This window comes from Gordonia westfalica, assembly GCF_900105725.1.
GTDB lineage: Bacteria > Actinomycetota > Actinomycetes > Mycobacteriales > Mycobacteriaceae > Gordonia > Gordonia westfalica.
The window spans coordinates 1-25,740 of record NZ_FNLM01000015.1; the positions used below are offsets into that span (position 1 = coordinate 1).

General features: G+C 63.0%; 31 protein-coding genes and 4 pseudogenes. 34 read left to right on the forward strand and 1 reads right to left on the reverse strand.

The window, feature by feature from the left end:
• The first annotated feature begins 26 nt into the window (after positions 1 to 26).
• The 17 genes from BLU62_RS01960 to BLU62_RS02035 all read left to right on the forward strand — a co-directional run bounded on the left by BLU62_RS01960 (position 27) and on the right by BLU62_RS02035 (position 11,011).
• The gene (locus BLU62_RS01960; protein ID WP_074848189.1) at positions 27 to 359 is read left to right on the forward strand and encodes an HNH endonuclease signature motif containing protein; all 333 of its coding nucleotides are present in this window, start codon (positions 27 to 29) and stop codon (positions 357 to 359) included.
• Between the two features lie 47 nt (positions 360 to 406).
• Positions 407 to 991 carry a hypothetical protein gene (locus tag BLU62_RS01965; protein WP_074848191.1) on the forward strand — a complete coding sequence of 195 codons (585 nt, stop codon included), beginning with the start codon at positions 407 to 409 and terminating at the stop codon, positions 989 to 991.
• Positions 991 to 1,197: a hypothetical protein gene (locus tag BLU62_RS01970; protein ID WP_074848193.1), complete on the forward strand. Its 207-nt coding sequence runs from the start codon at positions 991 to 993 to the stop codon at positions 1,195 to 1,197. The genes BLU62_RS01965 and BLU62_RS01970 overlap by 1 nt, the downstream gene beginning before the upstream one ends.
• Entirely contained in the window at positions 1,197 to 1,796 is a 600-nt protein-coding gene (locus tag BLU62_RS01975) for a hypothetical protein (RefSeq protein WP_074848196.1), read from the forward strand. The genes BLU62_RS01970 and BLU62_RS01975 overlap by 1 nt, the downstream gene beginning before the upstream one ends.
• Positions 1,796 to 2,125, forward strand: coding sequence for an HNH endonuclease (locus tag BLU62_RS34735; RefSeq protein ID WP_074848198.1), 330 nt, complete (start codon positions 1,796 to 1,798; stop codon positions 2,123 to 2,125). Before BLU62_RS01975 ends, BLU62_RS34735 begins: the two co-directional genes overlap by 1 nt.
• A gap of 194 nt (positions 2,126 to 2,319) precedes the next feature.
• Positions 2,320 to 2,931, forward strand: coding sequence for a hypothetical protein (locus BLU62_RS01985; protein WP_139179951.1), 612 nt, complete (start codon positions 2,320 to 2,322; stop codon positions 2,929 to 2,931).
• A 240-nt stretch (positions 2,932 to 3,171) separates the two neighbouring features.
• Positions 3,172 to 4,587, forward strand: a complete 1,416-nt coding sequence (locus tag BLU62_RS01990; RefSeq protein ID WP_244278031.1) for a large terminase — start codon at positions 3,172 to 3,174, stop codon at positions 4,585 to 4,587.
• A 12-nt stretch (positions 4,588 to 4,599) separates the two neighbouring features.
• On the forward strand, positions 4,600 to 5,958 hold the full coding sequence (locus BLU62_RS01995; RefSeq protein ID WP_074848175.1) for a phage portal protein: 1,359 nt from the start codon (positions 4,600 to 4,602) through the stop codon (positions 5,956 to 5,958).
• Complete coding sequence (locus BLU62_RS02000; protein ID WP_074847889.1) at positions 5,945 to 6,709, forward strand: hypothetical protein; 765 nt, start codon at positions 5,945 to 5,947, stop codon at positions 6,707 to 6,709. Before BLU62_RS01995 ends, BLU62_RS02000 begins: the two co-directional genes overlap by 14 nt.
• Before the next feature lie 75 nt (positions 6,710 to 6,784).
• Positions 6,785 to 7,366 carry a hypothetical protein gene (locus BLU62_RS02005; protein ID WP_074847885.1) on the forward strand — a complete coding sequence of 194 codons (582 nt, stop codon included), beginning with the start codon at positions 6,785 to 6,787 and terminating at the stop codon, positions 7,364 to 7,366.
• Positions 7,367 to 7,375: 9 nt separating this feature from the next.
• Positions 7,376 to 8,200 carry a phage major capsid protein gene (locus BLU62_RS02010; protein WP_074848177.1) on the forward strand — a complete coding sequence of 275 codons (825 nt, stop codon included), beginning with the start codon at positions 7,376 to 7,378 and terminating at the stop codon, positions 8,198 to 8,200.
• 5 nt (positions 8,201 to 8,205) lie between these two features.
• Complete coding sequence (locus tag BLU62_RS02015; RefSeq protein ID WP_139179952.1) at positions 8,206 to 8,775, forward strand: hypothetical protein; 570 nt, start codon at positions 8,206 to 8,208, stop codon at positions 8,773 to 8,775.
• On the forward strand, positions 8,759 to 9,121 hold the full coding sequence (locus BLU62_RS02020; RefSeq protein WP_074848204.1) for a hypothetical protein: 363 nt from the start codon (positions 8,759 to 8,761) through the stop codon (positions 9,119 to 9,121). Before BLU62_RS02015 ends, BLU62_RS02020 begins: the two co-directional genes overlap by 17 nt.
• A complete protein-coding gene (locus BLU62_RS02025; protein ID WP_074847893.1) occupies positions 9,118 to 9,375 on the forward strand; it encodes a hypothetical protein in 258 nt (85 codons plus the stop codon). The genes BLU62_RS02020 and BLU62_RS02025 overlap by 4 nt, the downstream gene beginning before the upstream one ends.
• Positions 9,376 to 9,378: 3 nt before the next feature.
• Positions 9,379 to 9,762: a hypothetical protein gene (locus tag BLU62_RS32210; protein WP_139179903.1), complete on the forward strand. Its 384-nt coding sequence runs from the start codon at positions 9,379 to 9,381 to the stop codon at positions 9,760 to 9,762.
• Between the two features lie 62 nt (positions 9,763 to 9,824).
• Positions 9,825 to 10,418 (forward strand): hypothetical protein, encoded by a 594-nt coding sequence (locus BLU62_RS02030; RefSeq protein ID WP_139179902.1) that lies wholly within the window; start codon positions 9,825 to 9,827, stop codon positions 10,416 to 10,418.
• 161 nt (positions 10,419 to 10,579) lie between these two features.
• Entirely contained in the window at positions 10,580 to 11,011 is a 432-nt protein-coding gene (locus tag BLU62_RS02035; RefSeq protein ID WP_074848129.1) for a hypothetical protein, read from the forward strand.
• Between the two features lie 376 nt (positions 11,012 to 11,387).
• Here BLU62_RS02035 and BLU62_RS02045 read toward each other — a convergent pair whose 3' ends face one another.
• Entirely contained in the window at positions 11,388 to 11,588 is a 201-nt protein-coding gene (locus tag BLU62_RS02045) for a hypothetical protein (protein ID WP_074847866.1), read from the reverse strand.
• A gap of 528 nt (positions 11,589 to 12,116) precedes the next feature.
• On the opposite strand from BLU62_RS02045, the gene BLU62_RS34740 reads away from it, so the two are divergent.
• The 17 genes and pseudogenes from BLU62_RS34740 to BLU62_RS02120 form a co-directional block, all read left to right on the forward strand.
• Positions 12,117 to 12,686, forward strand: a complete 570-nt coding sequence (locus tag BLU62_RS34740; RefSeq protein ID WP_099047818.1) for an endonuclease domain-containing protein — start codon at positions 12,117 to 12,119, stop codon at positions 12,684 to 12,686.
• A 227-nt stretch (positions 12,687 to 12,913) separates the two neighbouring features.
• Entirely contained in the window at positions 12,914 to 18,160 is a 5,247-nt protein-coding gene (locus BLU62_RS02055; protein WP_159441505.1) for an aggregation-promoting factor C-terminal-like domain-containing protein, read from the forward strand.
• Positions 18,161 to 18,166: 6 nt separating this feature from the next.
• Complete coding sequence (locus BLU62_RS02060; protein ID WP_139179915.1) at positions 18,167 to 19,087, forward strand: hypothetical protein; 921 nt, start codon at positions 18,167 to 18,169, stop codon at positions 19,085 to 19,087.
• A gap of 95 nt (positions 19,088 to 19,182) precedes the next feature.
• Positions 19,183 to 20,789: pseudogene (locus BLU62_RS35060) on the forward strand (Gp37-like protein).
• Between the two features lie 118 nt (positions 20,790 to 20,907).
• A pseudogene (locus tag BLU62_RS34745) lies at positions 20,908 to 21,663 on the forward strand (zinc-ribbon domain-containing protein); the annotation flags it as partial.
• A gap of 45 nt (positions 21,664 to 21,708) precedes the next feature.
• The gene (locus tag BLU62_RS33475; RefSeq protein ID WP_244278022.1) at positions 21,709 to 22,221 is read left to right on the forward strand and encodes a PDDEXK family nuclease; all 513 of its coding nucleotides are present in this window, start codon (positions 21,709 to 21,711) and stop codon (positions 22,219 to 22,221) included.
• A gap of 17 nt (positions 22,222 to 22,238) precedes the next feature.
• Positions 22,239 to 22,523, forward strand: a complete 285-nt coding sequence (locus BLU62_RS02075; protein WP_139179936.1) for a hypothetical protein — start codon at positions 22,239 to 22,241, stop codon at positions 22,521 to 22,523.
• Between the two features lie 27 nt (positions 22,524 to 22,550).
• Positions 22,551 to 23,027 carry a phage gene 29 protein family protein gene (locus BLU62_RS02080; RefSeq protein WP_074848090.1) on the forward strand — a complete coding sequence of 159 codons (477 nt, stop codon included), beginning with the start codon at positions 22,551 to 22,553 and terminating at the stop codon, positions 23,025 to 23,027.
• 68 nt (positions 23,028 to 23,095) lie between these two features.
• Positions 23,096 to 23,395, forward strand: a complete 300-nt coding sequence (locus BLU62_RS35065) for a hypothetical protein (protein WP_244278019.1) — start codon at positions 23,096 to 23,098, stop codon at positions 23,393 to 23,395.
• A pseudogene (locus BLU62_RS33485) lies at positions 23,317 to 23,505 on the forward strand (N-acetylmuramoyl-L-alanine amidase); the annotation flags it as partial. The gene BLU62_RS35065 and the pseudogene BLU62_RS33485, both read left to right, overlap by 79 nt.
• A 389-nt stretch (positions 23,506 to 23,894) precedes the next feature.
• Complete coding sequence (locus BLU62_RS33155) at positions 23,895 to 24,194, forward strand: LGFP repeat-containing protein (protein WP_208863590.1); 300 nt, start codon at positions 23,895 to 23,897, stop codon at positions 24,192 to 24,194.
• 27 nt (positions 24,195 to 24,221) lie between these two features.
• Positions 24,222 to 24,389 carry a hypothetical protein gene (locus tag BLU62_RS32740; RefSeq protein WP_159441518.1) on the forward strand — a complete coding sequence of 56 codons (168 nt, stop codon included), beginning with the start codon at positions 24,222 to 24,224 and terminating at the stop codon, positions 24,387 to 24,389.
• Entirely contained in the window at positions 24,350 to 24,622 is a 273-nt protein-coding gene (locus BLU62_RS02100) for a hypothetical protein (RefSeq protein WP_139179938.1), read from the forward strand. The genes BLU62_RS32740 and BLU62_RS02100 overlap by 40 nt, the downstream gene beginning before the upstream one ends.
• 76 nt (positions 24,623 to 24,698) lie before the next feature.
• Positions 24,699 to 24,917, forward strand: a complete 219-nt coding sequence (locus BLU62_RS02105; RefSeq protein WP_074848210.1) for a hypothetical protein — start codon at positions 24,699 to 24,701, stop codon at positions 24,915 to 24,917.
• The gene (locus BLU62_RS02110; RefSeq protein ID WP_074847979.1) at positions 24,917 to 25,111 is read left to right on the forward strand and encodes a DUF7620 family protein; all 195 of its coding nucleotides are present in this window, start codon (positions 24,917 to 24,919) and stop codon (positions 25,109 to 25,111) included. The genes BLU62_RS02105 and BLU62_RS02110 overlap by 1 nt, the downstream gene beginning before the upstream one ends.
• A gap of 38 nt (positions 25,112 to 25,149) precedes the next feature.
• Positions 25,150 to 25,337, forward strand: a pseudogene (locus BLU62_RS02115) (putative phage holin); the annotation flags it as partial.
• A gap of 139 nt (positions 25,338 to 25,476) precedes the next feature.
• A partial coding sequence (locus BLU62_RS02120) for a PE-PPE domain-containing protein (protein ID WP_159441519.1) occupies positions 25,477 to 25,740 on the forward strand: 264 nt, incomplete at its 3' end.

A 25,740-nucleotide genomic window follows, 5' to 3' on the forward strand; every position in this document is an offset into this window, starting at 1 on the left:
CCGGTCACGCCCGAAGCGGGCATGGGATGTTTGGGTACAACGCACTCGGGCGAAACCACACACGGTATGTCCATCGCTGGGTGTACGAGTACCTGGTTGAGCCAATCGCGGATGGGAAGGTAATCGACCATCTGTGTCGGAACACTAGGTGTTGCAACCCGCAACACCTTGAGGTGGTAACACCGGTGGTCAACACAATGCGTGGCGTTGGACGCACCGCAGTCAACGCCCGAAAGCGGTACTGCAAACGGGGGCACGCGCTCGCTGGCGAGAACGTAAGGATCGACGGCAGGGGTTATAGGCACTGCCGATCCTGTGCCAGGCTGGCGGCCCAGGAACGATGGGCTGCACGCAAGTGAGGCTCGTTGTTGGCGGCTACCGAGGCCGCACCCACATCGACACCTGCATGGCATCCATCCGCGACCACGTCACAGGCATAACCGATGTGGTGTTGATCGACGACAGCAACAACCGAGACCACACCAACCATTGGTCCCAGTACGGCACAGTCATCGAAGGCCATGGCAGAGGCTACGCCCACACCATGCAACTGGCCTGCACTGTGATGGCCGGCGACTACACACTGTTCGTCGAAGAGGACTTCCAGTTCATTGCGGATGTGGATCTCAAAGAGCTGACAGACATCCTCGACACCGAACGAGACCTCGCCCAGATCGCCCTACTCCGAGACCCGTTCTACGACTACGAGACCGATGGTGTCCTCGAAGGACTCGAGGTGTGCCGGCAACGACTCGAAGCGCTCGGCAAGCACAGGGTGATCGAGGACCGCGGCGACCACATCGCCCAAGACTTAGTCCACACCACCAACCCAGCGGTGTGGCGACGTGAAGCCTGGCTCGACGGCTGGCCCCAACAACCCGACTCCGAACGCGTCAAGTCCACACAGCTCCGGCAGCAGGGCTGGAAGTTCGGGTGGATGAAGACCCAAACCCTGCTGCACACAGGACAACACGAGGGGACAGGCTACTGATGGCAGCACTCGGAGTTCTGAACGCCAAGCTCGGACTGATGGTCGATGGGATCTTCCACGAACTCGGCACCGCCTCAATCGACGTGACCGCAACCCAAGTCCACACCGACGGCAACAACGTCAACTACGAGCTGTCCATCGAGGGGCTGCGAGACCAGGTGGCCAGCATCCTGCGGGACACGGCCGAGGCCATCGCAGCCGACTGATGCTGTACCGGATCGCTGTCGTCGGGGACGTACGGCGCAAGACCCAAGCCTACGAACTCGCCCAAGCATTGGATGCCGACCTAGTCCTCGACACCCAAGCATCGGGACTCACAGCCAATGGGCAGAGGGCATGGGCTGCAGCATCCATGACCAACAGCGACTGGACTGTGGTGCTCGAGGACGACGCCATCCCGTGCACCGACTTCCACACCCGACTGGCCGAAGCCCTCACCTCCACACCCACCGATGTGGTGTCCCTCTACTGCGGCACCAGCTACCCACTCCAAGCGCAGGACGTGTACCGGCTGGCCATCACCGAAGCCGACAACGCTGGCGCCAACTACTTCACCCTGCCGAACCTGTGGCACACCGTTGGTGTTGCCATCCGAACACCACTCGTCAAGCAGATGCTCGAGCACATCGACGGACTCACCCTCCCGCTCGACGAAGCCATCACCACGTGGATGCTGGCCGAAGGCCGCCGCGCCGCCTACACCCACCCGTCGTTGGTCGACCATCGCGACGACCACACCGTCATCCAACATCCCGACGGAATCGAACGAACCATGCCCCGAAAAGCATGGAGGTATGCCGGGTAATGCCGAGGGCACCCAAGAAGTGCGGTCGAACAGACTGCACCACCCGCACAGTCGGCCACACCTACTGCCCAAAACACCGAACCACCTGGCCCCAATCCAAGGGGCGCAACGTCCCCCACAGGCTCCAAACAGCCTGCTTCCGCCGTGACCAGTACACCTGCCAACGCTGCGGCCACCACGGCAACCCCGGAGACGGCACTCTCCACGCCGACCACACCCGCAACCGAGCAGCAGGTGGCCCCAACCATCTCGACAACCTCGAAACTCTGTGCACCGAGTGCCACAAGCCCAAGACCCAACGCGAGGCCAAGGCCGGAAAAGGCCTCTGACCTGCGGAAACGGGGTGACAACCTCGGGCACCCGGTGCTACATCGAACACCCGTTCGAACCCAGGGCCTCCACCCCCCACCCCACCCCCTCCCGGCCCCGGAAGGCACTGCTGAAAGACCTGCGTACGGGTTCCGTACGCTCTGGCCCTGCCGAAATGGTTAGGGCCTCCGATCCCGAAATGGGAGGTAGTTCAATGCCTGGACCTGCTCCGAAGCACCCGTCTGTGCGTGCTCGCCGCAACAACCCGAAGAAGGACTTCCGGTCTCTGCCGTCTGAGGGGCGTGAGGGCGCTACGCCTGAGTGGCCTCTGCTTCCGGATGTGAATGCGTCGGCGATGCTCGAGGTTGCTCGCGATCGTGTCGCGTCACTCCAGGTGGAGTTGGAGGGTGAGGACGATGGTCGCGCGAAGGGCCGGCTGCGGCGCGATCTGAACAAGAATGAACTGCTGGTGGCCCAGTTGCAGTTGCAGATTGAGCAGGCCACTGATGCAGAGAAGGCGTTGTGGGCGGATCTGTGGTCGACGCCTCAGGCGGTGATCTGGGAAGAGTCCCATACGCATCGTGAGGTTGCGCAATATGTGCGGTGGAAGGTTCGTGCCGAGCAGGGCGACCTGAAGGCTGCTGCGGAGGCGCGGCAGTTGTCTGACCGTCTCGGGTTGAATCCGCTGGCGCTGATGCGTCTGCGGGCCGAGGTTGAGCATGTCGACGAGGTGGAGAACCGTGGCAAGCGCCGGCGGGAAACGTCGGTGCCGCAGCGGAAGAATCCTCCGAAGGATGATCCGCGCTCGAGTCTCTACGCCGTGTGACCCGTGCTGCTGGTCGTTCCGGGTCCAGACCCGGAACCCTGGCCAACCCTGGGGCCGCAGATATGCGATCTGATCGAGGATCGTGCGATCTATGGCCCGGGTTCGTTGCAGGGGGAGCCGTACGAGATTGACCCGGAGTTTCGGGCGTTCATCCATCGTGCTTTCGAGGTGTTCCCGAAAGGTCATCCTTGGGAGGGACGTCGTCGGTTCAAACGGGTTGGACTGTCAGTCCGCAAGGGGTTGGCGAAGACAGAGAAGCAGGCGCTCCTAGCGTTCTGTGAGCTTCATCCGGAGGGGCCGACCCGGTTTGACGGGTGGGATGCCTCGGGGAATCCGGTGGGTAGGCCGGTGAACTCGCCGTACATTCCGATGTTGGCGGTGTCGGTGGAGCAGGTTGAGGAACTTGCTTACGGCGCTTTGAAGTACATCGTCGAAGAAGGCCCTGATGCGGACCTGTTCGATTCGACGTTGGATCGGATTGTGCGGCTGAATGATCACGGTCGTGCTGACGGCAAAGCGGTCGCATTGTCGAACAACCCAGGGTCTCGTGACGGCGCTCGTACGACGATGAACTGTTTCGATGAGCCGCACCGGCTGTATTTGCCGCGGCAGTTGAAGGCGCACCAGACGATGGATGCGAACCTGCCGAAACGTCCGCTGGATGATCCGTGGTCGTTGTATGTGGGGACTGCCGGTCAACCCGGTCAGGGTTCGGTGGCTGAAGAGATTCACATCGAGGCCACGCAGATCGCTGAAGGCAAAATTCAGCGTCCGGACTTGTTCTATCTGTATCGCACGGATGACGATCCCGAACGGGATCTGTCGGATAAGGACGAGCGGATTCGGGCGATCGCTGAGGCGACCGGCCCGATCGGCGAGTTCGGTCCGGGCCAGTTCGACGAGATCGCTTCGAAGTGGGATCGCCCTGGCGCCGATGGGCCGTATCTCGAGCGGGTGTGGTTGAACCGGTGGAAACGTCAGGGCGACCAGGCGTTTGACATGAAGAAGATCAAACCGGGTTTGTGCCGCTCAGGGGAGCGCATCCCTAAGGGCGGGTTCATCACTCTCGGTTTCGATGGCGCCCGGTTCCGTGACGCTACCGCGTTGGTGGCGACGAGCATCGACACCGGGTTGCAGGAGTTGCTGGGGTTGTGGGAACGCCCCGACGATGACGACCTAGAAGACGACGGTTGGGAAGTCAACGAAGCTGAGGTGACCGCCGCCGTCGAGGACGCCATGACCCGGTATGCGGTGTGGAAGATGTACGCCGACCCCCCACACTGGACCGAAACGGTCGGCTCGTGGGCTGCGAAATGGCCTGACCGGGTGGAGGAGTGGTGGACCGCCCGAGTGAAGCCGATGGCGTACACGCTGCGCGAGTATCGGGAAGCCATCGACTCGGGGTCGATCACATTCGGTGGCGAACACAGCCACGAGGACTTTGTCAGGCACCTCGGAAACGCGGGCCGCAAGGAACTGAAGATCGTGGACGACGAGGGGAAACCCTTGGATGTCCTCCAGAAGCAAGATGGTCGGGCTGACCTCAAGTTTGATGCCGCGATGGCGTCGGTGCTGTCGTGGAAAGCCTGTCTGGACGCACGCAAGTCAGGGGCTCGACCGCCAAGGCCGGTCGGAATGCCACGTCGCATCTACTGAGAGGGGTGGTGCATGATTCCGGTGACGCCGGCCGAATGGCTCCCCGTCCTCACAGCCCGTTTGGATGCTGCGCAGCCGCGAATCAGTCTGCTGCGTCGCTACGTTGACGGCGACGCCCCGCTCCCTGAGATGGGTAAGAATGTGCGGGCGTCGTGGCAGCGTTTTCAGCGGCAGTCGCGCGTCAACCTGGCGACGAAGATCTCGTCATCCTTGGCGGAGCGGCTGATCCCCAACGGTATTGATGTTGGCTCCAACACCGACAGTGATGTGGTGGCTGCGGCGCAAAGGATCTGGCGCGATAACCGCATCAAAGGTGTGGTCGCTAAGGAAGCCACCCATCACATGCTGAATTACGCCACCAGCTACATGACTGCATGGGTCGGGGACAATGGGCACGCCGTCATCACGGCGGACTCACCGGAAATGATGTACGCGGCGACTGACCCGTTGCAGCCGTGGAAGGCGCGCGCCGCGATCCGTTGGTGGCGTGACTCGGATGCGGAAACAGACTTTGCGATCGTGTGGTGTCAGATCGGCTGGCAGCTGTTCAGCCGTTCGGTGTGGGTAAACCCTGCCGAGGTGGTGGAGCGGCGCATCCGCAACAACCGTGCCAGTTCGGATCAGTGGGATGCGGCGACAGAGTTCGTCATCACCGGCGAGGGGCCGCCGGTGGTGGTGTTGAACAACCCGCTCGGAATGGGTGAGTTCGAACCCCATCTCGACACCATCACCCGCATCAACGCGGGAATCCTCGAGCGTCGTGTGACATCAGCGATGCAGGCGTGGCGTCAGCGCGCCCTCACGGGAGGTCTGCCACAGAAGGACGCCGAAGGCAACGACATCGATTGGGCGTCGGTGTTCGAGCCGGCGCCTGGTGCGTTGTGGGACATCCCTGCTGGTATCGAGTTGTGGGAGTCCGATGCCACCGATATTAGGCCTCTTCTGGAGGGTGTGAAGGATGACTTGCGGGAGCTGTCGGAGATGTCGGCCACCCCGTTCCCCGCGCTGCTTCCGGGTTCTCAGAATCAGTCGGCTACCGGCTCTGCTGCGATGAAGGAAGCGTTGATCCTGAAGGCGCGTGACCGACTTGACGTGGTTGATACGGGCTTGTCGGCGATCATCTCGAAAGCTTTGCGTATCGAGGGGTTTGAGACCGAGGAGACGATCTCCTTGTCGTGGGAACCGCCGGATCACGTGTCGCTGTCGGAGAAGTATGACGCCGCGGTGAAGGCGAAGGGTGCGGGGGAGTCATGGAAGTCGATTGCCCGCAACATTCTTGGCTACTCGCCGGAGCAGATCGAGCAGGATGCCTTAGATCTGGCTGACGAGCAGCTGATGAGTTTCGTGGACAACGCGAATGCCCGAGTCTGATCGCCTTCTGATCGGCTACCAACAGGCCGTTGCGGACGTCCGCGCGCGGGTGATGAACTACGCCAACGCAATCTGGGGTGGGCTTCCCGCGTTCCGTGATGCTCAGGCAGAGAGGCTGATTGCCCGACTGGTGCCGATGGTGACGGCGGGACAACTTCAAGTCGCGAATCTGACGTCCAGTTATATTGCCCGTGCTGTATCAGGTGGAGTTCCGCTTCCAGTGGATCGAGACGGGGTTACCCGTGGCCGTGGGGTGGACCCCGAACTGTTGTACCGGAGGCCTTTTGAGCAGGTATGGGCCGACCTTTCCGAATCCGCACCGCTGGATGCGGCAGTCGCGGCCGGGGCCACACGGTTGATGCATCTGGTGGCGACGGACATGCAGATGGCGAAGGTACGGCAGGCCGACGCGTCCCTCCAGGCTGCTGGAGTCAAGGCGTACCGGCGGGTGCTGAACGGCCCCAAGAACTGTGCTCTCTGTGTCATCGCCTCTACTCAGCGCTATCACGTTGGTGACCTGTCGCCCATACACCCTGGATGTGACTGTTCGGTCGCTCCCGTGAAGTCGGATTGGAACGGCGACCGGGTGATCGATCCGGATCTACTCGAGGACACACACAAGCAGGTGCGGGAACTTACCGGCGCCGACAATCGCGCCGCCCACGACTACCAGAAACTTCTCCTGGTCCGCGACCACGGAGAGATCGGCCCCGTCCTCACATGGCGGGACCAGAACTTCAAAGCCGCCTAGAGCTTCCCTCGCACACCAGTGCGGGGATTTTGAGCGCCGCAACGGCGCACCATCCGACGAAACGTCAGGAGCAACATGCCCGAGGAAACTGCTGCCGCCGAAACGGTTGACCAGCAAGACGACCCGACCGCCGAGGTTGAGACCACCGACAGTGAGCCCACGCTCAGTGTGGAGGATCTCATCGCTGAACGCGACAAGTGGAAGTCGCTGTCTCGCGAGAACGAGAAGGGCCGGAAGGCGAACGCCGACAAGGCCCGCAAGTACGACGAACTGCTGGCGCAGAAGGAACGCGACGAGCAGACCTGGCAGGAGCGGGCCGAAAAGGCCGAAGCTGCCCTCGCTGCAAACACGAAGCAGCGGGAACGCGACAACCTCGCCAAGAAGATCGTGGAAGGCACCGATGTGCCCGCGGATCTACTCGTCGGTGACACCGAGGAGGAGATGCGCGCCCATCTCGACCGCCTGCAATCGTTCCGCGGACCCAAGCAGACCGTACCGCCCGCTGCCCCGGCATCGGTGGTTGCCAATGCCGATGCGGCGCCGGCGAACAAGGTGCAGCAGCTCACTCAGGCAGACCTGAAGAACATGTCCCCAGCCCAGATTCGCGACGCTGACGCCAAAGGCCAGCTCGACGAACTCAAGGGCATCCGAAAGTAAGGAGCCATCATGGCCATCACCCATTTCATTCCCGAACTGTGGGCGGCGAACATCACCCAGGCGTGGGACGCCGAGAAGGTGTTCGCCGCTCTGCTCGACCGCCAGTACGAAGGCGTCGCGACAAAGGGCAACACCGTCCACATCCCCGGTGTCGTCGCACCCGCGATCAAGGACTACAAGGCCAACAACCGCACCACGTCGGCTGACGCCATCACCGACACCGGCGTCGACCTCCTGATCGACCAGGAGAAGAACTTCGACTTCAAGGTCGACGACATCGACGCCGCCCAGTCTGCGGGCAGCCTGGCCCCGTACACCGACGCCGCCGGAAAGGCGCTCGTCGATGACGCGGACAAGTTCATCGCCACCATGCTCGCCGCCGGAGCCACCAACCTGTCGGGCTCCGCTCCGGACACCGGGAACAAGGCATTCGACCTCGTCAAGGCTGCTCGTGTGGCCCTGAACAAGAAGAACGCCCCCGCCTCCGGCCGAGTTCTCGTGTGCAACGCCGACTTCGAAGGTCTGCTCCTCGGCGCGGATTCGAAGCTCACCAGCTTCGATGTGTCCGGCGACAACAACGGCCTCCGCAACGGCACCATCGGCTCCCTCCTCGGGTTCCGTGTGCTGTCGTCGAACAACCTGCCCAACAACTCCACCCCCGGCTTCGTGGCGTTCCACCCGGAGGCCGCGGCCTACGTGTCGCAGCTCGATAAGGTGGAGGCCCTGCGCGCCGACAACAGCTTCGCCGACCGGCTGCGCGGCCTGCACGTGTACGGCGGCAAGGTTGTCCGTCCGGACGGCGTCGTCAAGTTCGGAATGACTTCGGGTAGCTGATCCAGGTGTCTCTTCCTCCCCTTGCTGTTCGTGACGACGTGATCGCCGTGGCGCAAAGGGACCTGACCGAACCTGAGCACGCGTCGGTGTATCAACTGTTGGATGCGGCATCGGACCAGTTCCGTGCCGCATCCCAACAGCAGTTCACCCCCGGCGAGTCGACGGTGCGGTTGAAGGTGAATGGTGGGCGGGTCCGTCTGGACCAGTTGCCAGTCACAGGGGTGACGTCTGTGACCGATGACGCGGGAAACTCTGTGGACTACACCCGAAATGGGATGTGGTTGACCGTCGGATGTGATTCTTCACGGTTCCTCACTGTCACATACTCGCATGGCGGAGAAGTGCCGCCGCGTGTGAAGAATGCGGTCGCCGAAATGGTGATCCGCGCTCTTGTGACGCCGGAGGAAGTGATGGCCGGAGCCCGGTCGCTGACCGACTCCGCAGGTCCGATCTCGCAGACCACTGCATGGTCGGTCCGAGCGCCGAACTCGGGTTTGCAGATGTCCGAGTCGGACCTGAAGTTGGCGGCATCGTTTCGCTGGCAGGGAGGGCAAGTCATTGTCCAGGCACCGTAGGGGAATACCCGCCGTCTTCGACGTAGAACACCTGCCGTTCAACGGAACCGGCGCCGACGACTACGGCAACGATGTCGAGTCCTGGGGCGAACCGGACCCGCGGAAGTTCGTGACGTTCATCGACCCACAAAGCGATGAACTAGATCTCCCGGGGCACATCCGGGACTCCGTTGACGTGGGAATCATCGTCCTCCCCGATTTCGGTCCGGTGTCACCACGTGACAGGGAAGTCATCGACGGAACTGTCTATGACGTTGTCGGCCAACCCAAGGACTACACCAGGATTCCGTCTCTCACGGGCGGCGGTTGCTACGTCGTAACTCTGAAGGTGGTGAAGTCGTCGTGAGAATCGAGTGGAATCAGAAGGCGTTCAAGGACGTCCGATACGGTCGGACGTCCGACATCATCAGCGAGCTCGAGGGTCATGCTGAGCGCATTGCTGACGATGCGAGCGCTATGGGCGAGGGCACGTACGCGGTGGGTTCACGGGCAGGCATGGCACGTCCCCAGGGCCGTTGGCGTGCCTCTGTCGTCACCGCCGACTACAAGGCGCAACGCGACAATGCCCGCAACAACACGATCCTCAGGGCTCTCGGATAACTGATGTCGACACCCACGCTGGCGGCGCTCTCCATCTGCCGAGCGGCGCTGCCTGGAGTGAAGTTCTCCACGACCGTCTCAGAAGACCCTGCCCGATTCGGGAGGGTTTCTCGTATCGGCGGCCCACGGGATCGCTCACTGGATCGCGCTCGCATCCTTGTCGAACTGTACGGCTCAACCCCCAAGGGCAGCCCGGACACGGCGTGGACTGAGCAATCGATCGGAACCATCGCGGACGGATTCCAGGCTGCATCCTCGGGCGGCCCATGGGCAGGCCTGTGGGTAACCGACTGGGTCATGAACAGCCTGGCCGACTATCCCAACCCGGACTATGAAAAGCATTCCCGGTTCCAGTTCACCGGGACACTCTTCGTGCTCCGAACCTAAAGTCTCCTAACTGAATAACCCTTTCGCGGCTCCTGGTCACCTCGCCTGAAAGGGGCAAAACAATGGCAGTCGAACACTCTTACGTGGCGCAGTCGCTCGACGGCGGCGTCTACTGGCGGGCACCTCTGGGTACCACGCTTCCCACCGCTCCGGTCGAGTCGCCGGAAGACCTGAACGCCGCGTTCGAGGACCACGGAACCGCGGCGGTCGACGGCCTGTCGGTCGGCATCACCCGCACCTCGAACACCGTCAAGGACTTCGACGGTGGCGACTACGTCGATGTGCAGACCGAGTACGGCACCAGCTTCAAGATCAAGCTGCTCGACGTCGACCTGCCGTCGGTGAAGCGGACCGTCGCAGGTGACGACAACGTCACCCTCATCCCCGCTGCCGGCGGCAAGGGGCAGCGCTACCACGTCCGCCACAACTCGTCGCAGCTTCCGCTGTCGGCCCACGTGTTCGCCACGAAGTGCGGCAAGAAGTTCAAGACGTACGTCGTGGAGAAGGGCCGCGTCTCGGAGATCGCGGAGTGGAAGGACGAGTCGCAGGACGCGTCGGGCGTGGAGTTGACGATCCGAGCGTTCCGCAACTCCAACGGCGACTACGTCGACGAGTTCGGCGACGTGGACGGCATCGCCGCCACTTCGGGTAGCTGACCCGTCTTGCCCGGGGAGGTATCTAGCCTCCCCGGGCACACAATCTCGGCCTGGCGAAGGGGTGTCATGTTGTCCCTGACCAGGAGCCGCGTCCTTTTGCCAGGCCGGGGCTGCTCCTGGTTGAAGTTCTATCCCAATGTTGAAAGGTTCCTGGTCAAACCATGTCTGTTCCCGAAGGCTACGCAGTAGCCCCCTCGTCCGACGATCACCTGTTGAAGTTCGCCGTCCCCATCCCCGGGCGCGATCCGGTACTGGTGTCGATGCCGCCGCGCAAGTGGATGGACCCCGCCGAGATCAAGAAGTACCAGGACTGGATCACCCCGTTCGGGGAAGCGGATGTGAAGATCGCCGAATGGGCGAACAGCCTCAACAGCGCGGAGAAGACGCTGCCGCGCCCGGTCGACGCAGAGGAAACCCTGAAGGGTTTCGAGGAGAAGGAAGTCACCCTCCGGTGGCTCAAGCCGTACGTGTCGGCTGCCGAGTACAAGCTCCTGATGACGAAGATCCCTGAGGGCACCATCCAGTGGATCAAGAAGCAGCTCGAAGATCCTGACATCACAGTGGGGGAATCTTCGGCCTCCGCCGACTCCTAGACGAGCACGGGGAGGCCATCGAGTACGACCTGATTTCCCGCGGCCTCAGGTTGCGGGATCTCGGGAAGCCCTGGTTTTCATGGACTGACCTGCGGGCTATTGTCCGCAGGGCTCGCACAGACCACGCAATGGAGCTGTTCCGGGCATGGAATCCTGACACTTGGCTGTGGTCTGATCCGTCTGTGATGCTCTTGTCGGAGGTGGCGACGATCGTTTCCGACCTCCGATACATGCAGGCGTTGACCACGTTTAACGAAGTGCCTGAGATCTACTTCCCGGCCCGGTATGGGCCGCCTCGGGATGACGCTGCCGAAGCTACCGAGGGCGAAGGTCCCAGCGAGGCTGAGAAGGCTCGGGCGGTCGCGGCGTCGATGCGCTAGATATCACCGGACTTCACTAGTTCGCCGCCGAACTGTCCCGCAATCTGGCCTGCCATGACCGCGTTCTGGTCGAGGCTGATCAGCCAGGTTGGTCCCGTTACGTAGTAGTGGCGATCGCCAGTGATGTCTCCCGTGATGTCAGAGTGCTTTACCGATGCAGCGATTCCCTTCGAGGCGAGGTCTTCTGAGAACCACACACTCAGTCGAGCTTCGGCCGTTGGGGTTAGTGGGCACGATCCGTGCTCAGCCTTCGGCCCCGAGGTTGCGTCAGTAACCAGGCATGGGAAGCCGGCTGAAGTTAGTCCGGCCGCGAGTTGACTCACTGACGTGTACGCACCTGCGACTGCAGGGGCAGGTGCGGAGGCCGACGATGTCGCAGGAGCCTTACCGGCCTCGGGGCTTCGGTCGCTGCACCCAGAGGCGGCGAGGGCGAATGCGATTACTGGGATGGCAATGCATGCACGTTTCATCTCGACAGGATAAGCCGTCAGTGCGACGACCCGAGATAGAATGGAGCGACCCCGGAGGTGCTACCAACACCAGCCGGGGCCTAACCCACTCGCTTGAAGCACCAAGGAGGGGCTGCCGTGAAGGCTACCCGAACCCGACGTCCATGTCCGACATGTGGATCACCCATCGACCGAGGTCCCGGACAGCATGCGTACTGCTCCGACGAATGTCGCCCCATCTGCGAGCACCCCACATGCGACCGCCCTACGCGGGGCATGCAGACGGTGTGCGACTCGCACCGGGTTCAGCTTGATCGCCACGGCGAACTCCGGCCGGACACGTGGTCGAAGGAATGGGTGTGCGTCGTTTGCGGGGCAGGTGTCCCGAAGGGGTCGGGGCGCCGTAAGCACTGCTCGAGGGGCTGTCAGCAAACCGACTCTCGATACAACGGGCGTCGCCCAACGACGGCGAAATGTCGGCTATGCGGGCAGGACTTCTCCCTACAGCGGCGCACCGGGGCGAGGCTTCAGCGCACCGACACTCAGTGGTGCCGCACCTGCGGTAGAGAATCCCCCGAAGCGCGCCGATATCTGAAGTACGGAATCACCCCGGAGGAGTACGCGGCCGCGATGAATCGGGGCTGCGACATCTGCGGCGAGCGCGTGGGGGCGCTACATATCGACCATGACCACAGCTGCTGCCCTCCACGGAGTAAGCAGTGGCGAACCTGCGGGCAGTGCGTCCGCGGATTCCTCTGCGGATCGTGCAACCGCGGATTGGGCCTACTGAAGGATGACCCGAACGTGCTGCGAAGCGCGATCGAGTACCTCGGTCGAAAGGCCTAGAAACAGCGCATACATACGGACTCAACGAACACCCCTAAGGCCATGAGCCTCTGGGGTGTTCGTCATTTCTGGCGGCAAGCAAAGGGGGTGGCAGCGTGGCCACGGAGCTAGGTGTTGCCTACATTTCCATCGTTCCAGAGACGAGCCGTATCGCTCCTGGCATCCGTAACGCGCTCAATGGTGCTGAACGCGGCGCTGGTGACACTGGGCGTCGCATGGGTCACACGATGTCCACCGCCCTCGGCACGGCGCTGGGGATTGGCGTGTCGAAGGCGGCGGGCGCAGCATCGAAGGTGCTGCAGGATGCCCTGTCGGCAGGCTACAACCGGATCACCACCCTGGAGAAGGCGGACATCCAGTTCCGCAATATGGGGCTGTCGGCCGGTGACACGAAGCGTCAGCTTGCCGATCTGAATGACATCGTCACCGGCACCTCGACTTCGCTGGCTGATGCAGCGGCGGCAGCAGCGATGCTGGGCGGTGCTGGCGTGGCGGCGGGCGACGACATGAACAACGCTGTGAAGGCGTTGGTGAACATCTCTGCGGCCTCTGGCGCCTCGGCGCAGGACATCGGCCTCGTGATGATGCAGATCAAGGCGTCGGGCAAGTTGATGGGCTCGGAGGCGTTGCAGCTGGCCCAGCGCGGCGTGCCGATCTATGACCTCATTGCGAAGTCGATCGGCAAGACGACTGCCGAGGTCCGCACCCTCGGCGAAGAGGGCAAGATCTCGTTCGACCAGGTCGTCACGGCGATCAACCAGGGCACCGGCAACCTCGCGAAGGAGATGGGCGAGACCCTTCCCGCGAAGCTCGCCAACTTCCGGACCGCGATGGGCCGCCTGTCGGCTGCGGGCATGGAGCCGTTCCTTCTCCGCGCCAAGGGCGGCGTTGTCGGCCTGACCGAAGCAGTAAACGATCTCACCCCGAAGATGAAGGATTTCGCGCTCGCCGCGGACGCCAAGATCTTCGACCAGTGGGTGCCGCAGCTCAAGGGTCTGTATGCAACCCTCGAGGGCTCGGGAGCTCTTGATCGAGCGGCCGAAACCTTTACGGCGCTGTGGGATTCACTGATGGAACTCGGTCCTGCAGCGCGTACGATTGGGGCGGCACTCGCGGAAGCGTCTGCGTCGCTCGGCGTCGGCGGCTGGCAGGTGTTCCTGGCGACGGTCCAGACGGCGTCGGGGATTCTGCAAGGACTCGCCCCGGTGCTTCAGACTGTCGGCGATCTCATGGAGGCGCATCCGGGTTACGTCACCGCAGCGCTCGCGGCGTGGTTGGCGTTCCGAACCGTGCCCGCAATCCTGGGGCGCGTCACGACGGCGCTCGGCCCGATGCATACGGGAATCAGTCGTGTCGGAACGGCGTTCGGCGGTGTGCGTCCGGCAATCGGCAACTTCACCGACGCCTATCGGACCTCGCTTGGCTACATCCGGCAGGCGAACCCGCAGCTCTCGACGGCCGGCGCCCATATCCGCGTCCTTGGTGCCAACGCGGGAATGGCCGCTTCCGGCGGACTCAGCGCACTACGTGGGGCGGCCGGTGGACTGTCTGCGGCATTGGGCGGCCCTTTGAATATCGCGCTCATGGCTGGTGCCGCATATCTGATGATGGGCGCGCAGGCTCACGCCGATGCGACGCAGAAGGCGAAGGCTCAGTCGCAGGCGGTGAAGGAGCTTGCGGAGTCCCAGAGGCTGATGGGTGCCGCTTTCCGTGAGTCCCGCGGTGCCATGAACGATGACACCTGGGCCAAGGCTGCGGAACAGGTTGGGGCGTACCAGAAGACGCTGAGCACTGCCGCCGATCAGCACAAGTCGACGTGGGAACAGCTCAAAGAGGTCGGCGGCCTCTTCAAGATGGCATCCGGCTCGAACGAAGTGCTGAATGAGAACGCCGAGCGAGCCATGGCGGCTGAAAAGGCGATCCGCGATCTCGGGATGTCCAACGAAGAAGTCGCCCGCTCTCTGTACGGCTCCGACGGACAGTGGAAGCTGCTTGGTGACCGACTTGCCGCCACTGGCGAGGGCGGCATCATGGCGGCGGGCCAGCTCTCGAAGATCCGTGATGAGTTCATGCGCCAGCGCGAGGCGGCTGGGCGCGTGGCGCCTGGCGTCTCCGAACTCGGCGAGGCAATGCGCGTCCTGGGCGACAAGACGTCGACCGCGGCGGAGAAGACACGGGCGCTGAAGTCGGCGCTCGATGCGTTGAACCCCGCCCGCACTGAGGGTGAGGCGATTGCCCGTCACAACGACGTGATGCGTCAGGTTGCTGACTCGACCAAGGAGGCTATCAACCAGTCTGAGGGGTTCGGTGCGGCGCTCCTGAGTCAGAAGCTGGGCATCGACACGGCAACGAAGAATGGTGCTGCGCTCCGGCAATCGCTGGTGGACATTGTGGACGCCACAACTGATGCTGCCGCGTCGGGTGCTGATATGACGGAGCGGAATCGTCAGAACCAGGAGGCTCTCGCCCAGTTGGCGCGGCAGTATGGCCTGACTGGTGAGCAGATCCGTGCCGCTGCAGACAAACTCGGTCTTGATGACGTCGAAGTGACGGTGGCCCTGAAGGGTGCCCCTGAGGCGGTCCAGCAATTGGCGGCGATCTCCGCCAAGTGGAATGACATGCCGACCCAGAAGACGATGACGATCGACAGTTCGGCGGTTACCAAGGAGACGCAGGGTCTGCTGGAGCGGCTGGGTGCGACGGTTGAGCGGATTCCGAACACCAATCAGGTGAAGATCACTGCGGATGATGCGGATGCTCGGGCGAAGATTCTGATGGTTACGCAGAACATCGCCGTGCTGAATGCGCTGCGGGCGAACCCGAAGGTCGACCTCGACAAGGCTATGTTCGATCTGCGAAATAGTGAGGCCCGGGGAGCGCTTGAAGGGCTGGATCGTACCGCTGTGTCGCCGGCTGCTGGGCTAGTTATTGACCAGTTGCTGCAGGGCAAAGCCGTGTCGATGGAGCAGCTGAATACCCTCTCGCAGACCACCGCGAATCCCAAGGTGGATATGGAGATCGCTGCGATTATGCAGAAGCTCGGTCTCATCAACACTGAGCTAGATCGGGCCGCCCGGGAGCGTCAGGCATACATCAATGTGCAGACTCGTGGTCTCAACCTCGGCGACACTACCCCGAGTGGCCAGGTGTGGCGCGGTCCCGGTCTGGCGAACAATGCTGACGGCTCGGTTCGCCGCTACGCACAGGGCGGTATTCGGGATCTCGAGCAGTATGCGAATGGGAAGTTGCCGAACCAGGCGGTCATCGAGAAGGCGCGCCCGAACACTCTGGTGCAGTGGGCTGAACCTGAGACTGGTGGTGAGGCGTTCATTCCTCTGGCCCCGGGGAAGCGGTCCAGGTCGACGAGCATTCTCGCGACAGTCGCGGACATGTTTGGTTACCAGCTCATTCCGGATGGGAATGTGCCGAACAGCCTTTCGGGGTTGCTGGGTGCTATCGCTGGTGGTGGTGTCAAGCGTTTGGCGCAGGCTGCTGGCGTTGATGGTGTTCGCCGGTTCGCTGACGGCGGCATTCTGCGTCGCCTCGCTGAGGGTGAGGGTGCGTCCGGCCCGCTGACGGGCTCCCCGTATGTGTGGGGTGGCGTGAACTGGGGCGACTGCTCTGGTGCCATGAGTGCGTTCGCCCGTAAGGCTGCCGGTTTGGACCCGTTCGGTGGGCGTTTCACCACTGCCACGATGGGTGCGCAGATTCAGCAGATGGGTGGCCAGTTGGGTCGCGGGTCGTCTGGGGATATGCGGTTCGGCTGGTACAACGGCGGCGCCGGGGGTGGGCATACTGCCGGCACTCTCCCGGATGGGACGAACGTTGAGATGGGCGGCCAGAACGGTGGCGGCATGCTGGGCGGCTCTGTGGGGGCTGATGATCCGCAGTTTTCTGAGCATGCGTTCATCAAGGTTGATCCGTCGTGGACTGATCCGGGTTCTGATTCGGGTGGTTGGGTGCAGCGTCCGGATGGGACGTGGGTGCAGACCGGCCCGGGCGGATACGACGCCACAGGCGGTTCAGGCACCTCGGGCAGTAGCACTGGGGATAAGAGCATTTCGGGCCGCCTCGGTGCCGTGGCGAACACGTTCGTGTCCGAGCAGATCGCGGACATGCTCAAGGTGTTCTCCATCAACGACACCCCCGGCATCCTGGGCGCCCTCGCTGAATACGAGAACTCGCAGCAGCAATCGGGTTCGGGGACGAAGGTGTCGCCGGAGGAGCGTGAGCGGGCGAAGGCCGAGTATGACGCGGCGAAGGACTCCCTCAAGTCCGACTATGAGAACGCGAAGCTGACTCGGAAGCAGGACTACGACCGCAAGAAGCAAGATCTCGAGAACCAGTTCACGCTCAAGAAGATCGATCGCGCCACCTACGAACGTCAGCTGAACGATCTCAAGCACAAGTTTGAGAACGACGAGCTGGCGAAGAAGCAGGAGTACGACTCCCGTGTGGCGGAGGCCAAGTCGAAGTATGACTCTGCGACGGGCAAGACACCGAAGCCGGGTGAGGCGGGGTCTGATCCGTCGGCTGCTCTGGGGTTGAAGCAGAAGTACGAGGACGAGAAGCTCGCACGGAAGCAGCAGTACGACCAGGAGAAGGCTGCCCGTAAGGAACGGTACGAGGCCGATAAGAAGGCTCTGCAGGCGCAGAAGCTCGACAAGGATCTGAACAAGCGACGTTCGGATGAGTTGAAGGCCCAGTACGACTCGGATATGGCGGGGATGAAGGCCCGCTATGAGTCGGCGGAGTTGGCGAAGAAGCAGGAGTTTGAGCGTTCTGCCCAGTCGGCTCCGTCGGTGGGTGCCCGCCCGGGTGTGACTGATCCGGGGACGGTGAAGCCTCGTCCTGGCGAAGACCTCGGCGGCACGGCTGCTGGTGGTGCGCCGACGGGGAATGCGATCAAGGACGCGTTCCGGTCCGGTTTGCGTGAGGCGTGGCGTCAGGGTCCTCCGTGGGAGGCCACCGACTGGATCATCAACAAAGAGTCCAGCTGGAATCCGACCGCCACAAATCCGTCGTCGGGGGCGTTCGGTCTGCCCCAGTTCTTGGGATCGACGAAGGACCAGTATCTGCCGGATTCGTCACCCGATCCGCGGGTGCAGGGCGAAGCCTATGACCGATATGTGGGTGACCGTTACGGCGACCCGCTGAAGGCGAAGGATCACCACGTCAACGCCGGCTGGTACGAGCGGGGTGGTGTCATCCACGAGGGTGCGAACATCATGCTCAACGGGCTGGGGCACAAGGAAACTGCGCTGCCGTTCGATCCGCGGGATCTGAAAGCCTCACTCGACCGTGGCGGGGCGGCCCCGGCTGTCCTCGTTGAGAAGCTGGACCAACTCATCTCCGTGATCTCCGCAATGGACGGCGGGACAACGAACGTCACCCTGCGAGACGAACGCGCCTACTACGAGCGGGAACGCCGCCAGCAGCGGGCACGGCACAAGGCTATGAGCGGAGGCCGCTAGATGGGGATGCAGATCACCCTTATCGGTACGTCGGGGATGCGGTGGCCTGTCCACGGCATCGAACGGCATGCCGGCCTCACCCTCAGTGAGGGTGGGGTGGAAGGTCTCATCGATTCTCCCGTGGAAACGCAGTGGGTGGAGGACACGGAGATGGGTGTCGTGTTCGGTGGGGTGCGGTATCTGCCCCGCGACATGACCCTCGGTTTCTATGTGTCGGATGCGTTGTCGGATGAGACGGAGATCGGGCGTCTTGAGTCTGATTTCCGTATGGATTTCGCAGCCCAGCCGGATGAGTGGGATGCCAACTTTCAGCACACTCAGGTTGAGGTGGGGTCGGATCTGTCGGGTGAGCGTCGTTTGACGATGCAGCTTCGGGAAGCTCCCGAGTTGAAGACCCAGCGTGACCCGTACACGCAGCAGTTTTATGACATCACGTATGAGTTGCGGGCGCCGATGCCGTTGTGGGATTCCGGCAAAGAGGTGACGGTGTTTGAGGGTTCGGGGACGTCGGGGTCGGGGACGATTCTGGTGTCGAATCCGACGGACACTCCGTTGCGGCAGACGTGGGTGTTGACGCGCGGGAAGTGGACGTTGCCTGATCCGTCGTGGCGTGGCAAGCGGGGGCAGCGCGCCCCGTCAGGTCCGTACGCGGCGCGGACGGTCGCCCTACCCGAGATCACATCGAGCGATCAGGGTGTGCGGATCACCCGGGAACGCCGCAAGCTGCATGCGATGACGTTCACCGGCTCCAACTTCCTCGGGCGGATGAACGGGCAGTGGATCATTCACGACATCCCCCCATACACGCCGCCCACCTTGTTGCCGATCTCCTACACCAACGCCCCTGCGGGTGGTGCCCGGGCTGAGCTGCATCAGCCGCGTCTGTGGACTCGCCCTGTCGGACTTGAGATGCCGGGACTGTCATGACTGCACCTGTAATCGACTACGACACCCTGACGCTTCAGGAGAAGTGTGAAGCGATCTGGGAGGTTACGGCGGCGGAGGAACGCCGTCTGGCGAAGATGCAACGCACCCAGCCGGGGGTGTTCATTTTCGACGGCCACCAACGGCTACAGCACCTCCTATTGGAGGTTGCTGACCTGGCGGTGGAGGACAAGGAAAACGACACCGGCTCCATCACCCTGTCGATCCCATTCGAGCATCCGGTGGCGCAGTGGATGAACGACGACATCGGCCGCATCAAGCGTGGTGAGGGCGAGTTCTTCCACATCGATGTGGAACACAACGGTATCCGTGTCACGGGCCGCTATGACGAGAAGACGGTGAAGAAGGATGGGATGGGGCAGCGGATGCTGCACGTCACATTCCTCACCGACTACGAAAACCTGAAGTGGATCGACGTCTGGTCGAATCCGTTCCTGCCCGCCATCTTCCAGTTCCCCCGCATCTTCCTGTTGGCCGGACCCTCCATCTGGGTGCTGAAAACAGCGCTCCTGCTGCAGCTGTGGCGCATCAACTCGAGTATCTGGCAAATCCCAGACGACCCCATGAACCCCTCCACCTGGTTGGACGGGTTGGACATGTCGAACTGGGACATCGTCATCAAACCCACCACCTTCCTCCAAGACATGGCCGCCGGCACAACGTGGTCGCTGTTCATGTCCAGGTGGGGGAAGTGGCATGACCGGGCAGAGATGATCCTGAAGGACGCCGAACTGTCCGTGGTCACCCGCCGCTACCGCAAAGGCGACCCCGAACCATGGCCAGGAGCTTTCCTCACCGGAATCAAGGACGGAGCCTTGGTCGTCGACATCGTCGACAAATCCGGCCACATGGAAGGCGCAGCCAACGGCGGCACCATCTTCGACGGCTTCACCCGCACCATCCGCCAACTGATCGGCGACTTCATCGAAGACGCCGAAACCGAGCTGACGGGGGCACCCACCTGGCCGTCAAAGTTCTACCAAGACATGTTCGGCACCCCCAAAGGCTTCCCGTTCGTCCACTTCCCCGCAGACTCCGGCATCGAAACCGAATTCACCACAACACCATCCAAGGGCGTCATCATCAACGCCGGCGGACAATCAGCCCCGGAGTGAACGAACTCATCAGCGCTGGCATCCAGACGGTCGGCGACCTCGTCACATCCAACCTGAATATCGGCGGCTACGGAATTGGCGCGCAAGGTGGCGCCATCGATGCGGTGTTGAAGCCGTTTTATACGGACACGGTGTTGGCGTGGATTTCGGTGAAGTTGCCTCATCGGATTGCGCAGTCCGGGTCGTCGCATTACAAGGAGTATCACCTTGACCTGCCGGGGAAGGCGTACACGCTGTCGTCGGTGATGGCGATTCGTGCGGGGATTGTGGCGACGGCGCGGAAGAAGAACGCCAAGGTGAAGGTGACGGCGTTGACTCCGTATGTGGTGGGTTGGCCTGGGTATGGCCACCTCTACAAGGGTGATCGTGGTTCGTTTGAGGTGGCTGGTGATACGCGCCGTGAGATTCATGTTGAGCGGGTGATGTCGGCGAAGTTGGAGTGGTCGGCGGATCATTTTGCGCAGTGGGAACTCGAGTTTGGTCCGCGTGAGGATGAGGACCCGATGACTCGTTTGATGCGTGAGATTGCTGGTTTGGCGACTGCTGCGTCGGAGCTCGGCCTGTTCTAACGGAAACTTTCGGATAGCAGGTTATCCTGTTGGGGTGGCGAATAAGCGAGCACCACTAGCCCCAGAGCATGTAGCCGAATGGCGGATCGATCTCAACGACGGGAGAGGGCACCTCGAGGTGCCGGCCAGCCAGTCGGGGTGGTGGGAGTGCCGTTCCTGCGGGAATCTGTGGCAGGAGTCGCAGTCGTCTCGGCGGTTGCGGAAGTGGTGCCGCAAGTGTGCTGGTAAGCAGGGCGCTGAGGTTAACCGCGGCAACGCGGCCACGGCATCCCGGATCGCTGTCCACCTGCAAGGTGAGTGGATCGACGAGAAGCCGCACACTTCGGTGTCGGCGAAGTCGAACTACAAAGCAGCGTGGCGGTGTGGAACGTGTGGGCATGAGTGGCGGGCGACGGTGAAGAACCGGAGCAACGGCTCAGGATGCCCACGGTGTTACCGGCTCTCAGATAAGACCGGTGCGGCGTCCGCACGGTCACGGGCCGCTGCCAAGTCAGATCCACTATCGGACTATCCGATCGCCGCCTGGTGGTCAGATCGCAACCCGCACACCCCGGAGGGAGTGAGCCGCGGCTCCGCGGAACCGGCATGGTGGAACTGCTCCACCTGCGGGACGGAGTTCTCGCGAACGCCGAAAGGAATCCGGGGCGAGGCGGTGCAATGCGAGGCTTGCTCGTACACACACCGCGGCACCAGCTATGCAGCGAACGCAGCAACCGCCAATCCGCTCAGCGAGGAGCTACGCGGACAGCTCGTGGACCCCGCCCTTGGTGTCACGTCGGCGGGGTCGAACACGAAGTTGCAGTGGGTGTGCGCTGACGGGCACATGTGGTGGGCTGCACCGAAGGACCGAGGGCGGGGCAACGGGTGTCCCGCTTGTGCGAAGCACATTTCTCGAGCCGAAATCGAGGTCGCCGACTTTGTGCGGACGCTCACCGGCGACGTGGTCACCAGCACGCGGTCGGTGATCGCACCCAACGAACTCGACATCTACATCCCGTCGAAGAACATCGCGGTCGAGTTCAACGGCCTGTACTGGCATTCGGAGGACGCCGGGAAGGACCGCCACTACCACCAGCGGAAGTGGCAGCGGTGCGCCGACAAGGGCATCCAGATGGTGACTGTGTGGGAAGACGACTGGCGTGACCGCCGGGACATCTGCCAACGCATGATCGCCCGCAAGCTGGGCGTGTCTCAGGAACGCCGGCTGAATGCGCGCAGTCTCACCGTGACCGCGGTAGATCGGGTGGAGGTCCGCGACTTCCTCGAGGCCAACCACATTCAGGGTGCGACCGCAATGAGTGAAGCGTTCGGTTTGCGCGATGGTGGCGAGTTGGTCGCGGTGATGTGCATGAAGTGGCGCACCAAGACTGAGGTGGAGTTGGTGCGGTTCGCCACCTCGGTGATCGTGCGGGTGGGCATTCGCGGCTGCTGAAGCACGCTGTCGCTGCGATGCAACCACAACGGGTGGTGACATTCGCCGACCACGCCGTCTCTGACGGAGGCCTGTACGAGCAGTGCGGTTTCATCAAAGATGGCGAGCTGCGACCGGATTACACCTACTACTTCCGTGGCGAACGGGTGCACAAGTTCCTGTTCCGCCTGAAGCGGTTCCGCAACGACCCAAACCTGTTGTGGGACGAGTCGTGGACCGAGCAGCAGGCCGCGGCGGAGAACAAGATCCCGCGGATCTGGGATTACGGAAAGACCCGTTACGTACTAGACATTCCCGGGTAGGGCTTGGCCCCCCGGAGAGGGGGCACAGTGTCTTTCAAGCAGTGGGCTGACATGTCCGATGAGGAACGTGAAGCCGAAGCGCAGGCGGTGTCGGTGTTGTTTATCGGCCTGCCTGGTGTGGTGGGTGCCCCGCTGGTGATGGGACCCGACTATTGGGTGGATGTTGCCCGCCATCTGGTGGAGTGCGGTGTCCGGCTGGTGGCGGATTCGATCAAGCACTATGAACCGGGGGACAGCTTGGAGGCGTCGAAGGCTGCGGGGAAGTGGTGTTACGACTCGCATGAGCCGGATGAAACGTATGAGCAGCGGATCGCCCGGCTGGCTGATGAGGAGCATCAGAACTATCTGGCGAAGGTGGAGGAGATGAAGGCCCGCCAGGCGAATACGCAGGAGCGGGTGGTGCAGGCAGAGGCTGTGGCGTTCGCCGCGGAGGTGAAGCGCCGCAAGGCGGATGGAACGTTCGACGGTTCCCCGCACGCCGGCATCAACCCCGAAGCTCTCTAACCCAACAGAACTTTTCACCCTGCACCCGTTCGGGTGTGGGGATTCACCCATGCCCACAGGAGGCAATTATGGCTGATCCCGTTTGGCTTCCCGACGTGCTGCGCGCCGAGGGCCTGAAGGTTGACATCTATCCCGGCGCGTTCGAACGCGGGCACGGCGACTTCGGCACTATCTGGGGTCCGTTCATGCACCACACCGGCTCGTTCGGCGAGACGCCGCGGGTATCGCGCAGCACTCGTCTCTCGGGCTCGCGTCGCAACTCCACCTCGCGCCGAACGGTGTTGTCACGCTGTGCGGCGTCGGCGTCGCATGGCACGCGGGCACCGGCTCGTGGCCGGGCATCCCCGCGAACAACGGCAACGCCGTGACGATCGGCATCGAGGCCGCACACAACGGCACCGCGGCATGGTCGGAGGCCCAGTACGGCGCATACCTGAAGGTCGTCCGGGCCATCAACAAGCGCCTCGGCAACCCGTGGAACAAGGTCGTCGCGCACAAGGAGTACGGCGCGATCCAGGGCAAGTGGGACCCCGGGAACCTCGACATGAAGCTGTTCCGTCAGCGGCTCCTCCAGGCACCGGATAAGCCGCTCGTGGTCATGAACATGATCGAGCTCGAGGCCAAGGAGAATCCGTGGGTCGGCGTCCGTAAGGCGAAGCCCGGCGCCGGGGTGAGCGCAAGGTCGGCCGCGACGGTAAGGGCCGGTTCGTCGAGTACGAGAACGCGCACATCTACTTTCACCCGGCGACCGGCGCGCACGCCATCCCGCACGGCGGCCTGTTCGAGGCGTACGCCGAGCGCAAGTGGGAGACCGGCGAACTCGGCTTCCCGGTGCGCGACTTCACCAAGCTCGCCGACGGCGCAGTCATGGCGTTCCAGGGTGGCGTGCTCTACCGCAAGGACGGCAAGGACCACCACGTCGTGAAGGGCGTCATCGGCCAGCGCTGGGCGCTCGAGGGCTACGAGAAGGGCCCGCTCGGCTGGCCGACGTCGGACGAGATCTCGAACGGCACGGGCGGCAAGCGTCAGGCGTTCGAGCACGGCGTCCTCGAGTGGGACCCCTCAGGCGCGGTGAAGAAGATCGGCGACGCCGCGAAGGATCTCACTCTCGTCAACGCGGCCGGCATCCCGCTGGCCGTCGAAGCAGTCGACCTCATCGCGGCCTGAGCCGCACCCACAGAAGGAGTTCTCGTCATGTCTGTACCCACCCCTCGTCTTGTCCTCGGCCGCGAGCCCGCCGCCTGGACCTCCCTCGTCTCAGCCATCCTGGTTCTGCTGACCACGTTCGGGTTCAACATCCCCACCGAGACTCAGGCGTGTTCATGGCCGCGGTCAACGCGGTGCTCGGTCTGCTCGTGGTGATCTCGGTGAAGGAGAGCGTGTACCCGGCGCTCGTCGCGGTCGTTCAGACCGCGGTGCCGCTGGTCGTTGCGTTCGGCTTGAACCTCAGCGAGCAGCAACAGGGCGCCATCCTCGCGGTCTCCACGATTGCTCTCGGATTCCTGTTCACCCGCCCGCAGGTCACACCGAAGGTGTTGGCAGGTATTGAGCTTCCCGCTGACGGCGTCGAGCGCGAAGTCAACCTCGGCCGATGACCGTGACCTCGAGCGCCAGCGCTTGGATGAACCCCGCCGCGCTGAGTGACATCGGCGTGGTGGGGTCGTCGTCGGCATGGCGCTCGTGCTCGGTATCGCCTTCGCCCGTGGCTGGATCGTATGGGGATCGGAGATCTCGATCTACAAGACCGCGGCCGAGCGCGACGCCAAGACCATCGCCGACCTCCTCGAGACCAACGCGCGCAACGCGCAGACGATGGCCGAGTGGAATGTCGCCGGCCAGCTCATCGCGAGCCAGTCGAAGGCACTGCGAGAGAGCTTGGAGTCCAACTGATGTGGGGATTCAAGACCAAGGGGGCGAGCGCGCACGAAGTTGATGCGCGCTCGAAGCGAAACGCGCGATCGGCCGAAGAAGCCCGGTCCGAAAGCGCACGGCTCGCCGAACGGGCGCGGCCGGTACAGCGGGAGCTTCGTGACCAGTTGGAACGCAACCACTGGGCCGAGCTGATCTTCGGAAGGCTGAACTAGTGGAGCTGATAGCCGACTGGGCACTTGTGGTGCTCGCCGTGCTGGCCACCGTCTACACCATCTGCTACGCCGCATGGCAGTACTGGTGGAAGGAGCGGGTGTCACTCATCTACCTAGGCAAGTCGACCCTGATGTCGCTGGTCTTTCTCCAGATCTCGGCGTCAGTGTGGCGGGTACTGACTATCCGGGGCGGGCGTGGATTCGATTCATCCTGTACTCGGGTGGCGCCGTGATGATGCTCGCGCTCCTGGTGATGCTGCTGGTGTTGCAGTACAAGACCCGCCGTGACCGTTGGGCGGCAGGCGACTTCCGCGGCCATGGCAAGTGTGGCGCGACGAGATCCGAGCATGGTGGGCAGGACGGTCATGATCGAACTTCTCTGGGTCGACGGAACTTGGGCACCCCCGCGGCGGCTCCCCGCGTCGGAGGCGCTGCGCCGCGCGCTCGACCCCCGCAAGGTGAAGTTCACGTATGTGCCGTACCCGGCCGACTTCGGCCCGGCGACCGGCATGGGCGACCTGTCGTATGAGGAGTCGAAAGCGATCGGCGCGGCAGCGTTGGATCGAGCTGTCACCGAATCCCGCGAACTCGTGGTCGTCGGCGGCTACAGTGCGGGCGCGGCGGTCGCA